This window comes from Allobosea sp. (genome assembly GCF_030694325.1).
GTDB lineage: Bacteria > Pseudomonadota > Alphaproteobacteria > Rhizobiales > Beijerinckiaceae > Allobosea.
In genome coordinates, this window is sequence record NZ_JAUXYO010000036.1 from 1 (window position 1) to 12,027 (window position 12,027).

Genomic DNA, 12,027 nt, shown 5'->3' on the forward strand with positions numbered 1-12,027 from the left:
GCCGCTTCGACCGCCGCGTTGAGCGCCAGCAGATCGGTCTGGCGGGCGATCTCCTGCACGATGTTGATCTTCTGCGCGATGGTCTGCATCGCCTCCACCGCCTTGCCGACGGCGGCCCCGGAGGCCTCGGCGTCCTGCGCCGACTGGGTCGCCATCTTCTCGGTGGTCTGGGCGTTCTCGGCGTTCTGCTTCACGTTGGCGGCCATCTCCTCCATCGAGGAGGAGGCCTCCTCGGTCGTCGAGGCCTGCTCGGTCGAGCCCTGCGAGAGCTGCTCGGCGCTGGCCGAGAGTTCCTGCGAGCCCGACGACATGTTCTCGGCGGCCGAGGTCACCTGTCCGACGACCTCGCGCAGCTTCTCGACCGTGCCGTTCAAGGCGGTGACGAGGTCGCCGACCTCGTCGTTGGACTGAACCTTGGCGGTCTGGGTGAGGTCGCCGGCGGCGACGGCGTTGGCGATGGAGACGGCGCCGGCGACGCCGCGGCTGATGTTGAGCGCGATCCAGACGGCGGCGGCGATGGCGATCAGCAGCGAAGCGGCGACGATCGAGAGCAGCAGCGTCTTGGCGAAGGCCGCGGCGGCGGTCGCCTCGGTCGCGATTTCGGCCATGCGCTTCTGGGCGAAGACCGTGTAGGCGTCGAAGGCGGCGAGCGTTTCGAGCAGCGCCCTGCGGCCTTCGCTCCTGGTCATCTCGATCGCCTTGATCACACCACCCTCGCGGGCGATGTCGGAGGCGCGCATGCCGACCGCCAGCACCTGCTCGCCGCGGCTGTCGATGTCCTGCGTGGCGAGCCCGACATCCCTCAAGACGGCGATCGCCGCTACCTTGGAGCGCTTGACGGCTTCGCTCTGGGTCGCCAGCGCCTGGCGGCGGGCGTCGAGCTCGGCCAGGGAGTTGGCGGTGAAAACCTCGATCAGCATGCGCAGGTATCGCGCCGTCTCGTAGCGCGCCGTCATCGTCGTGCGCCCGGCGACGGCGTGCTGCATCGAGTTGGGATGCCTGGCGAGTTCCTCGATCACGACGGCGTAGGCGGCGTTCTGCGCGGTCAGGGCCGGAGCGCCTTCGGCCGCCCAGAGCTCATAGGCGCGGTTGGCCGAGTTCAGCTTGGCGTTGCGGACCGTCTCGTCCTGAACGTCGTTCAGCACCTTGCCCTTGGCGGTCGCCTGATCGAGCAGCCGCTTACCCTCCGGCGACGCGATGGCGTAAAGTTCCGAGGTGAACCGCGCGGCATTGGCCCGGCGAGTCATCATCTCGGTCGCGGCGGCTTCGACATCCTTGGCTTCCGAGGCCAGGATTGCGTTCTTCTCGGCACGGACCTGCCCCTGCAGCTCGCTCTGGATCTCGGCGATCTTCGAGACGCGCTCGCCCTGCCCGATGATGGTCTGCTGGGACGCCTCCATCTTGGCCAGTTCCTGATAGGAGAGCCCGCCAGCGACCATGGACAAGGTTATGATGACGCCAAACGCCGAAGCGAGCTTGGCCTTGATCGTGAAACGCATCTTGGTAGCCCCCAAATCCAATGGGAAAAATTCAGCCCAGAATCCTGGACATGTCCGGAACGATGACGAATTCCTCGTCCCACTTCGTGATGAAGCGGATGAATTCGGGCCGCCAATGGCTGCCGAGACGCGGCGTCTGCTGCATCTGCCGCGTCGAAACCTCGGTGACCTCGTAGACCTTGTCGGCGAGCAGCCCGAGGGTGACGGGGTCGCCGTCGATCTCCACCTCGATCACGACGATGCGCGTATCGGCGGTCTGCTCGCTCTTGGGCATGCCGAAGCGGATGCGCAGATCCGCGAGCGGGATGACGTTGCCGCGCACATTGACCAGCGCCGGCAGGAAGGCGCGCGCGCCGGCGACGCGCGTCACCGGCACGGGGTCGATGATCTCGCGGACCATGTCGGTCTCGACGGCGAAGATCTCGTTGCCGAGGCCGACCATCAGCACCTGGAGCCGGGTCTCGCCCATTGGCGGAAGGCCCGCGCCGGCATCCGCACCGGCGCCCTGCATCTGAGCTTGCGTCATCACGCGGCCTCCGGGGTTCTGTCGTTCTCGGCGCGGGACTGGCCGAGCGTGACGAGCTGGGCGACATCCAGGATCAGCGCCGCCGAGCCATCGCCGAGGATGGTCGCGCCGGAGAACATGGTGACGTCCGAATGCAGCTTCGACAGCGACTTGATCACCGTCTGGTGGCTGCCGATGATCTGGTCGACGACGAGGCCGACGCGGGTGTCGCCGATCGACGTGACGATGACCTTCTGGTGCGGATCGGGCTGGCCTTCTGCATCGAAGACGTCGCGCAGCCGCAGGAAGGGCACGAGGTCGCCGCGGACATTGAGGAAGCTGCGGCCCTTGGCGCGGGCTTCCGCCTCCGCCGTCAGCTCGATGCACTCCTCGACCGCCGAGAGCGGGATGATGTAGCGCCCCTCGCCGACGCGGATCAGCAGACCGTCGATGATGGCGAGCGTCAGCGGCAGGCGCAGCGTCACCGAGGAGCCGTGGCCCGGGATCGTGGTCAGGTCGATGGTGCCGCGCATCGCCTCGATGGTGCGCTTGACCACGTCCATGCCGACGCCGCGGCCCGAGAGCGCCGAGATGGTCTTGGCGGTCGAGAAGCCCGGATGGAACAGGAACTGGTGGATCTCGTGCTCGCTGAGATTGGCGCCGGGCGCGATCAGCCCGTTCTCCTCGGCCTTGGCTCGGATGCGGGCGGTGTTGAGGCCGGCGCCGTCGTCCTGGACCGTGACCAGCACCTGCGCACCGACATAGCGGGCGGCGAGCTCGATCCGGCCGGTAGCGGATTTGGCGGTCCTGGCGCGGTCGTCGGCATTCTCGATGCCGTGATCGATGGCGTTGCGGATCAGATGGACCAGCGGATCGGCGAGGCGCTCGATCATGGTCTTGTCCATCTCGGTGTCCTCGCCGACCGTGACGAAGTCGACCGGCTTGCCGAGATCGCGCGAGAGGTCGTGGACGAGGCGGCGGAAACGGCCGAAGAGCGAGCCCATCGGCACCATGCGCACGCCCATGGTCGAGTCGCGCAGGCCCGAGGCCAGGCGCTCGATCTCCTCGGCGATCGCCTTGATGGCGAGGTCGGTGCCGGAATGGGCGATCTGGCTGAGGCGGGCCTGGGCGATGACGAGCTCGCCGACCCGGTCCATCAGCTCGTCGAGGCGCTCGGCCTGGACGCGCACCGTCGTGGTGCCCTTGTCCTCGGCGCGGCGGTTCAGCTCCGCCTTCTCGGGAGCCGGCGCGGCGGGGGCCGGTGCAGCCGCGCGGGCGGCCGGAGCGGGAGCGGCCTCGGGCTCGACCACTGGCGCGGTGGCGGTGGCGGGAGCCGCATCGCCCGGCATCGACATGTCCAGGCCGAACCCGCTCTGCCCGCCTGCGGCGAGCGGGGCGATGACGAGCTTCATCTCGTCGCGGACGAACATGAAGACGTCCTCGATCTCCTCCTGCGAGCAGGCGCTCTCCAGCGTCACCGTCCAGGTGATGAGGCAGGTCTCCGGGTCGAGCTCCTCGAGGACCGGCACGGCGCCGAGATCGGCCTCGACCGTGCAGGGGCCGAGCGCGCGCAGATCGTCGAGCAGGACGAGCGGGTTGGTGCCGTTGCGCAGGATGCCGGGCTCGAAGGCGATCTCGATGCGCCAGCCGGCGGAAGCGGGGTTCCCCGGCGCAGGTTCGGCCGCAGTCTCTGCCGCGGGAGCGGCATTCTTCGCCGCGGCGGGGCCGGCGCCGATCAGGCGCTGCAGCTCCTCGACGATCGCCTCGCCGATGATCGGGTCGGTGGAATCGGGGTCCTCGATCAGCGTGCGGATATAGTCGCGTGCCGAGAGCGAGACCGTGACGATGTCGTGGTTGGCGTCGATCTTGCCCTTGCGGATCAGGTCGAAGGCCGTCTCGAAATCATGGGTGAAGGCCGCGACCTTGTCGAAGCCGAACATCGCGCCCGAGCCCTTGATCGTGTGCAGCGCCCGGAAGGCGGCGTCGATCAGGTCGCGGTCCTGCGGGGTCTGGCCGAGGTCGAGCAGCACCGTCTCGAGCGAATCGAGCAGCTCGGAGGCTTCCTGCCGGAATGTTTCCGTCGGATCGAGTTCCATCAGGCCCTCACGAGTTTGGCGACCACGGCGAGCAGCTGCTCGGGCTTGAACGGCTTGGTGATCCAGCCCGTCGCGCCGGCGGCCTTGGCCTCCTGCTTGACGGCGTCGTCGGATTCGGTGGTCAGGAAGACGATCGGCGTGCCCATGAAGGCCGGCAGGGCGCGCAGGGCCTTGATCATCTGCATGCCGTTCATCACGGGCATGTTGAGGTCGGTGATGACGAGGTCGAAACTCTGCGCCTTGGCCTTGGCCAGGCCCTCCGAGCCATCGCCGGCCTCGACGACATTGTGCCCGGCAGGACCGAGCACGAGCTTGATCATCTGCCGCACGCTCGGCGAGTCGTCGACGGTGAGGATGTTGGCCATGGTCAGATCCCGGACAGTTCGGAAGGCATCGAGCCGGGCGGCGTCACGCCAGCCCGTTGGAAGGCGGAGGCGACGACGTCGCTCAGGCCGGTGAGGGCGAAGGGCAGGTCACGGGCCGCGCAGCTGCGCTCGGTCGCGACCAGCGCCTGCACGAAGGTGATGTCCGCCTGCTCGACCGCGGAGCAATCGACGTGCACGCCTCCGCCCGCCTCGAGGATCTGGACCAGGGCGCCCGCCGTCGCCTTGGCATGGCGAAGCGTACAATCGGCCTCGGCCCGGAACCTTTTCAGGTCGCTGGCACTTGTCTTGCTCATCGTCTCGACCTCGACCTCGTCTTTACTTGTGATTTTCGCGCTGCGTACAGAATAACTAGGAGAACAAACTTATAATTCACTTAAAAATGTAGGTTTTTATCTTAAGTCGACGGAAACGAACGTGCGCCTGCGGAGTCGGACCCGCGTCGGCCGAGTCGCGGCAGCCCGCCGCGGCAGGATTTGATTCACCATGTTCGCTGACGGCTGATTTACGTTTGGTCATCTGGCGCCTCGGCGAGACCGGACGGCCGGGGCGTGCCGAAGCGGCGCGGCCGGTGCCGGGCCGGATCAGCGGCGGCGGCGCGTCTGCGAGGGCTGCTCGCCGAACGCGTTGCGGTAGTCGAGCGCGAAGTGGCCGCGGTTGACGAAGCCCCAGTGCCGGGCGATCGCCTCGATGGAGCGGCCCGACGCCGGATCGAGCAGTTCGGTGCGCACCGCAGCCAGGCGCACCTGCTTGATGTAGTCGTGCGGCGAGACATGCTTGTGCTTGCGGAAGCCGTCCTGCAGCGAGCGCAGGCCGATGCCGACCGCGTCGGCGACCTCCTGGACCGTCAAGGGCCCGGAATCATGCGCGTCGATGAAGGCGATGGCGCGCCGGATCTGCCAGGGCGCAGGAGCCGCAGCCGCCGTTTCGAACCAGGAGGCATAGCGGTGCGGAAAGCGCGCCAGGGCGAGCATGACCAGCGCATCGCGGAGCTGCCGTGCCGCATGGGACGCCGACGCCAGCGGGGCGTCGCCCGAAAGGCCCGCCTCGATCGCGCTCATCATCGCCATGATCGTCACGCCCTCGGGCGCCGTCACATCGAACGCGCCGGCAATGTCGAGAGGCCCCGGAGCGGGCCGCTCGAAGGCGGCCTGGAGGATGCGCGCGACCTCCTCTCCCGGCAGCGTGAAGGTCGTATGCACACTGCCGCGCCCGTATTCGGCCGATTCGCAGAGGCCGGTGTTCAGCACCAGCCCGCGCCCCGGCACTGCGGCGAGGGTCCGCCCGCCGGACGAGAACAGGCTTCCCCCGGCAGCGACGATGCGGATGGTGAGATCGTCATGCGGCTCGCCGCGTTTCAGCCGCATCCCGGCGGGATACTCGGCCCGAATGAGATGCGCGCCGGCCAGGGACTGTGCCGTCAGTCTCGCCTCGAAGGCGTCCGGCCCCAGCGGCTCCAGCCGCAGGTCGCGGCGCAGGCGCGCGTTGAGCCAGGCTTGCGTCTCCGCGACGTCGCGGCTGACGAGGGCGTGAGTGGCCCTGCCGGGAGAGCTCTCGGCGATCGGCTGGTCACGGTGTCGTGGCGGCTGCATCGTCGTCACCGCCCCAGTTGACGTCGATGACGCAAGGTTAGCAACCCCTCCCGGCGCAGAGGATATCTGCCGAGGCCGGGAGGCGGTCTGGCCGGTCGGTGGCCAAAGGACAGGAGATCGAAGAGCATGCAGACATTCGCGGGCGGGCCTCGTCGGGGAGCGGGCGACACGGCGCAGTCCGTCATCGATTTCTGGCGTGACGCGGGTGCCGAGCGCTGGTTCAGGAAGGACGCGGCCTTCGACAGCTTGTTCCGCGAGCGCTTCCTTAGCTTGCATTTCGCGGCGGCGCGACGGGAACTCGACGGCTGGGCCGACAGCGCGCCGGGGAGCCTGGCGCTGGCGATCCTGCTCGACCAGCTTCCGCGCAACGGCTTCCGCGGCACGGCGCATATGTACGCGACCGACCCGCTGGCGCGGCATTTCGCGCGGCTGGCGCAGGCGCGCGGACATGGCGAGGCGATCGAGCCGGAACTGCGGCTGTTCCTGCACCTGCCCTTCTGCCATTCCGAGGATGTGGCGGATCAGGACCTTTCGGTCGCGCTGAGCACGCCGCTCGGCGGCGAGGCGGCGGAGCATGCGGAGGGCCACCGCGAGGTTGTCCGGCGCTTCGGGCGCTTCCCCCATCGCAATGCGTTGCTCGGGCGGGAGACGACGCCGGAGGAGGCGGCCTTCCTCGCGGAGGGCGGCTTCGCCGGCTGAGGACGTTCAGCCCTCCGGGATCAACCCGCCAGCGCCGCCGGCCTCCAGCGCCGCGTCGCTCTCGTCCTTGAGGCCGACGCCGGTCAGCGAACGGCGAAAACCCTGGTCGATCAGCCAGGCCAGCCGGAAGGCCGCCTCGGCGAAGCCCATCCCGCCCGGACGGATGTTGGAGATGCAGTTGCGCGCCTCGTCGGTCAGCCCCGTGCGCGGCGCGAAGGTGAGATAGGCGCCGAGCGAATCGGGCGAAGACAGGCCCGGCCGCTCGCCAATCATCACCAGCACCATGCCTGCGCCCAGCGCCTGGCCCGCGGCATCGCCGAGCGCGACCCGCGCCTGCGAGGCGATGACGACCGGGGCCAGCGACAGCGACTGGCGCCTGAGGTGGGGCAGCAACGCCTCGACCAGCGGCGCGGCGTTCTGGTGGACGGCGGTGGACGACAGCCCGTCGGCGACGACGAGGGCGAGATCGAACCGGCCCTGCCGCGCCTCCACGGCGGTCAGGCTCTCCGGCGACAGGCTGCGGCCCCAGTCCGGCCGGCGCAGATAATCCTCGCGGGAGCGGGCCGCGCTTGCCACCGCCAGCGTCTCGAGCCCGAGCCCCGCGAGGGCGGTAGCGACGTCGTCTGGGCGGAAGGGTGCGTGCACCGCGTCGCGCGCCTGGGCGTGGGCGAGGCCGAAGCGCAGCACCTCGTGCATCGGCAGCGAGACGCCCGAGCGACCGAGCGCGATGCGGGCGGGGGTCAGCCGCGCGAGTTCGGCGAAGCGGCCGGCGGCCGGGGGTTTTTCGGAGCCGTTCATGCCCAAAGCCCCATTGCACGGGACGGCGAACCAACCTCCACGGTCATCCCGGACAAGCGGCGAAGCCGCGCAGATCCGGGATCCATCATAGAACTCGTAGCCCTACGATGGATCCCGGGACGCCCTTCGGGCGCCCAGGATGACGACATCGGGAATGAGGAGCAGCCGGCGCTCATGCCGCACGGTCCTGCATCGCGGCGAGCAGCGCCTGCCCGCCCTGCCCGGCGCTGAGACGGCCGACGGCGTCGGTAATGTCCATGCGCAGCAACCAGTCCTCAAACTCCGGCGCGCGCCGCAGGCCCAGCACCTCGCGGATGTAGAGCTGGTCGTGGAAGGAGGTCGACTGGTAGTTCAGCATCACGTCGTCGGCGCCGGGCACGCCCATGATGAAGTTGACGCCGGCCGTGCCCAGCAAGGTGAGCAGCGTGTCCATGTCGTCCTGATCGGCCTCGGCATGGTTGGTGTAGCAGATGTCGCAACCCATCGGCACGCCCATCAGCTTGCCGCAGAAATGGTCCTCCAGCCCGGCGCGGATGATCTGCTTGCCGTCATAGAGATATTCCGGGCCGATGAAGCCGACGACGGTGTTGACCAGCAGCGGCTGGTAGGCCCGGCAGACGGCATAGGCGCGCGCCTCGATGGTCTGCTGGTCGACGCCGTGATGGGCGTTGGCCGAGAGCGCCGCGCCCTGCCCGGTCTCGAAATACATGACATTGTCGCCGACCGTGCCGCGCTTCTGCGAGCGGCCGGCCTCCAGCCCCTCCTGCAGCAGCGCGAGCGTGACGCCGAAGGAGGCGTTGGCGGCTTGCGTGCCCGCGACCGACTGGAAGACGAGATCGACCGGCGCACCCTGCTCGATCAGCGAAATCGAGGAGGTGACATGGGTCAGGATGCAGGCCTGCGTCGGGATGTCGAAGCGGGCGATGACATCGTCGAGCAGACGCAGCAGTTCGGCGATCCGGGCCGTGCTGTCGGAGGCCGGGTTAATGCCGATCACGGCGTCGCCGCAGCCATAGCTCAACCCGTCGATGGTCGAGGCGAGGATGCCGGCGGCATCGTCCGTCGGGTGGTTGGGCTGGATGCGCACCGCCATGCGGCCCGCCAGGCCGAGCGTGTTGCGGAAGCGCGTGACGACGCTGCATTTCCGCGCGACCAGGATCAGGTCCTGGTTGCGCATCAGCTTGGAAACCGCAGCCGCCATCTCGGGCGTGATGCCCGGGGCGAGTTTGGCGAGAATCTCCGTCGTCGCCGCCTCAGAACAGAGCCAGTCGCGGAAGGCGCCGACCGTGAGCGAGGCGACCGGGCCGAAGGCCGCCGCATCATGGCCGTCGATGATCAGCCGCGTGACCTCGTCGGCCTCGTAGGGAATCAGCGCCTCGTGCAGGAAGGTCCGCAGCGGCAGGTCGGCGAGCGCCATCCTCGCCGCCATCATCTCTTCCATCGACCCGGCCGCGAGCCCCGCCAGCCGGTCGCCCGAGCGCGGCGGCGTCGCCTTCGCCATCAGTTCCTTTAGATCGCTGAAGAGATAGCTGCGCGTGCCGGTCGCGACGCGGTAACCCATCGACACTCTCCCGGGCGGACGGCGCCAGCGCCGCGCCGCCATAACAACCATTCGAGAGGGCCCAAGCAAGCGGCGGGCCGTGGGATGAGGCATTCGCCCTCGTCCTCCCTCCAGCAGAGCGGGTCATCCCGGACGCAGCGAAGCGGAGATCCGGATCCATTCCGGAGCATTTGCCGGAGAGCTTCCGGAATGGATCCTGGGTCTCCCTTCGGTCGCCCGGGATGACACGCGTGTTCGGATTTCGCCGCCAGTCCGGATCAGCGTGGACGTGAGGCCCCACGCAAAGTCCATTCGCACTTAAGCGCCATTGCCGCCATAGGCCGTGCCGCTTAACGGTTGGCGCAGAGCGGGAGCGCACCCGCCGCAGCCCCGAGGGACGCCATGGCCGACGCTGCCGAGACCGACCGCCGCACGATCGGCCATTTCGACTATGTCGTGATCGGCGCGGGTTCGGCAGGCTGCGTCGTCGCCAACCGGCTGTCGCGAAACCCCAAGACGAAAGTGCTGGTGCTGGAGGCCGGCGGGCGCGACGACTGGATCTGGTTCCACATTCCGGTCGGCTATCTCTTCGCCATCGGCAACCCGCGCGCCGATTGGCTGTTCAAGACGGAGCCGCAGCCGGGCCTCGGCGGCCGGGCGCTGGCCTATCCGCGCGGCAAGGTCGTCGGCGGCTCCTCGGCGATCAACGCCATGGTCTATATGCGCGGCCAGGCCGCCGACTATGACGGCTGGCGCCAGTTCGGGCTCTCCGGCTGGGGCTGGGACGACGTGTTGCCCTTTTTCCTGAAACACGAGGACCATATCGGCCCGGGCGAAAGCGGGGTCCATCGCAGCGGCGGGGAATGGCGCGTCGAGCATCCGCGCGTGCGCTGGGCGATCCTCGACGCGATCCGCGAGGCGGCGGCCGAGGCCGGCATCGCCAAGATCGACGACTTCAACACCGGCGACAATGAGGGCTCCTCCTATTTCCAGGTCAACCAGCGGCGCGGGCGGCGGCTGAGCGCCTTCAACGCCTTCCTGCGGCCGGTGCTCGACGCCCGCGAGGATAATCTGCGGCTGGAGATCAAGGTGCTGGTCGAGCGCGTGGTGATCGAGGACGGCCGCGCGACTGCGGTCGAGTTCAGCCATGGCGGCGAGAAGCTGCGGGCCGAGGTTTCGGGCGAGGTCGTGCTCTCGGCCGGCGCGATCGGCTCGCCGGCCCTGCTCGAGCGATCGGGTATCGGCGACGGGACGCGGCTGCAGGGCCTGGGCATCGCGACGGTGGCGGACCTGCCCGGCGTCGGCGAGAACCTGCAGGACCATCTCCAGATCCGCCCCGTCTACAAGGTCGAGGGCGTGCGGACCCTCAACAGCGACTACGCCAAGATCTGGCGCCGGCCGCTGATGGCGCTGCAATATGCGGCGATGCGGAGCGGGCCGCTGACGATGGCGCCCTCGCAGGTCGGCGCCTTCGCCAAATCCTCGCCCGAGCACGCGACCGCCAATCTGCAGTATCATTTCCAGCCGCTCTCGCTGGATTCCTGGGGCTCGGGGCTGCACCCGTTCGACGCCTTCACCGCCAGCGTCTGCAATCTGCGCCCGACCAGCCGCGGCCATGTCCATATCGCGACGCCCCACGCCGAGGACGCACCCGCGATCTCGCCGAACTACCTCGATACGCAAGCCGACCGGCAGGTCGCGATCGACGCGATGAAGCTGACGCGCCGCATCGTCGGGCAGGCGCCGCTGTCGCGCTTCCGGCCGCAGGAGCATCTGCCGGGCCCGGCGGCGACGAGCGACGAGGATCTGCTGGACGCCTCGGCCCGGCTGGGGACGACGATCTTCCATCCCGTCGGCACCGCGAAGATGGGCCGCCCGGACGATGCCCGCGCCGTGCTGGACGAGCGGCTGCGGGTGCGCGGGATCAGGGGGCTTCGCGTGATCGACGCCTCCGTCATGCCCGCCATCACCTCCGGCAACACCGCCAATCCGACCATGATGATCGGCGAGAAGGGTGCGGCGATGATGCTGGAGGATGCGAAGGCGGGGTAATTCGCTTCGCTCCCCGTCGACCGCCCGTCACCTCATGCGCGCGAGTCGTCCCGGGCGACCGGCAGGGAGCCCCGGGACCTATTCCGGAACCTTGCCCGCAAGCGCTCCGGCATGGATCTCGGATCTCCGCTTCGCTGCGTCCGGGATGACCCGCGCTTGATGGGAACGCCTCAGAATTGCTGGGATCGCGCCGGATGAGATGGCGGGACGCACGCCGGTGAGCGGCCGGGCGCGAGGCAGGGACGATCGATGACGCAGCCGCCGAACCGGGACGAGACACGCGGCCCCCTCGCCCGCCTCCTCTTCGCCATCCTGCGGGCGGTGCTGACCGTCATCGTCGTGTTCGACGAGATCGCCCGGCCGCTCTACCGCCCGCTGATCGACTGGGTGGCTTCGCTGCGCATCGTGGCGCGTATGGAGGCCGTAATCGCGCGGCAGTCGCGGCTTTCGATCCTGGCGCTGCTGGCGGTCCCCTTCGCGGTCGCCGAGCCGCTCAAGCTGCTCGGGCTGTGGATGATGGCAGACGGCCGGTTCCGGACCGGGCTCGTCGTCTTCGCCTTCGCCCATCTCGTCAGCTTCCTGCTGGTCGAGCGCATCTACCATGCCGGCCGTGAGAAACTGCTGACCTATGGCTGGCTGAACTGGCTGATGACGCTGCTCGACCGGCTGCGGCGCCGGGCGCTCGACTGGGTCCGCGCCAGCGCGGCTTACGGCTTCGCGCTCCGTGCCCGCGACGCGGCGCGGGCTTGGTGGCGCGGCTTGCGGGCGTGAGCGGGCTGTCGTCTCACTCAGCCCTCATCCTGAGGAGCCGCACAGCGGCGTCTCGAAGGATGCTCCAGATGGTTCAGGAGCCTCCTGGAGCA

At 68.9% G+C, this 12,027-nt stretch carries 11 protein-coding genes; 3 read left to right on the forward strand and 8 right to left on the reverse strand.

The window, feature by feature from the left end; all coding sequences use genetic code 11:
* The 6 genes from Q8M82_RS01695 to Q8M82_RS01720 all read right to left on the reverse strand — a co-directional run.
* The coding region (locus tag Q8M82_RS01695; protein WP_305689658.1) for a HAMP domain-containing methyl-accepting chemotaxis protein at positions 1-1,499 on the reverse strand (1,499 nt) is incomplete at its 3' end.
* A gap of 31 nt (positions 1,500-1,530) precedes the next feature.
* Entirely contained in the window at positions 1,531-1,968 is a 438-nt protein-coding gene (locus tag Q8M82_RS01700) for a chemotaxis protein CheW (RefSeq protein ID WP_305689666.1), read from the reverse strand.
* A 56-nt stretch (positions 1,969-2,024) separates the two neighbouring features.
* Entirely contained in the window at positions 2,025-4,103 is a 2,079-nt protein-coding gene (locus Q8M82_RS01705; RefSeq protein WP_305689667.1) for a chemotaxis protein CheA, read from the reverse strand.
* Positions 4,100-4,465 carry a response regulator gene (locus Q8M82_RS01710; RefSeq protein ID WP_067991669.1) on the reverse strand — a complete coding sequence of 122 codons (366 nt, stop codon included), beginning with the start codon at positions 4,463-4,465 and terminating at the stop codon, positions 4,100-4,102. The genes Q8M82_RS01705 and Q8M82_RS01710 overlap by 4 nt, the downstream gene beginning before the upstream one ends.
* Positions 4,466-4,467: 2 nt before the next feature.
* Positions 4,468-4,779: an STAS domain-containing protein gene (locus Q8M82_RS01715; RefSeq protein WP_305689659.1), complete on the reverse strand. Its 312-nt coding sequence runs from the start codon at positions 4,777-4,779 to the stop codon at positions 4,468-4,470.
* Positions 4,780-5,067: 288 nt separating this feature from the next.
* On the reverse strand, positions 5,068-6,075 hold the full coding sequence (locus Q8M82_RS01720) for a helix-turn-helix transcriptional regulator (protein ID WP_305689660.1): 1,008 nt from the start codon (positions 6,073-6,075) through the stop codon (positions 5,068-5,070).
* Between the two features lie 126 nt (positions 6,076-6,201).
* Here Q8M82_RS01720 and Q8M82_RS01725 point away from each other — a divergent pair, with 126 nt between their 5' ends.
* Positions 6,202-6,774 (forward strand): DUF924 family protein, encoded by a 573-nt coding sequence (locus Q8M82_RS01725; protein WP_305689661.1) that lies wholly within the window; start codon positions 6,202-6,204, stop codon positions 6,772-6,774.
* Positions 6,775-6,780: 6 nt separating this feature from the next.
* Here Q8M82_RS01725 and eutC read toward each other — a convergent pair whose 3' ends face one another.
* Both eutC and Q8M82_RS01735 read right to left on the reverse strand, forming a co-directional pair.
* Positions 6,781-7,572: an ethanolamine ammonia-lyase subunit EutC gene (gene eutC / locus Q8M82_RS01730; protein WP_305689662.1), complete on the reverse strand. Its 792-nt coding sequence runs from the start codon at positions 7,570-7,572 to the stop codon at positions 6,781-6,783.
* Between the two features lie 172 nt (positions 7,573-7,744).
* Positions 7,745-9,133 (reverse strand): ethanolamine ammonia-lyase subunit EutB, encoded by a 1,389-nt coding sequence (locus Q8M82_RS01735; RefSeq protein ID WP_305689663.1) that lies wholly within the window; start codon positions 9,131-9,133, stop codon positions 7,745-7,747.
* Positions 9,134-9,514: 381 nt separating this feature from the next.
* Between Q8M82_RS01735 and Q8M82_RS01740 the strand changes: the two genes are divergently transcribed.
* Together Q8M82_RS01740 and Q8M82_RS01745 are read left to right on the forward strand one after the other, a co-directional pair.
* A complete protein-coding gene (locus Q8M82_RS01740; protein ID WP_305689664.1) occupies positions 9,515-11,164 on the forward strand; it encodes a GMC family oxidoreductase in 1,650 nt (549 codons plus the stop codon).
* A gap of 249 nt (positions 11,165-11,413) precedes the next feature.
* Positions 11,414-11,935 (forward strand): hypothetical protein, encoded by a 522-nt coding sequence (locus Q8M82_RS01745; protein ID WP_305689665.1) that lies wholly within the window; start codon positions 11,414-11,416, stop codon positions 11,933-11,935.
* Positions 11,936-12,027 lie beyond the last annotated feature (92 nt).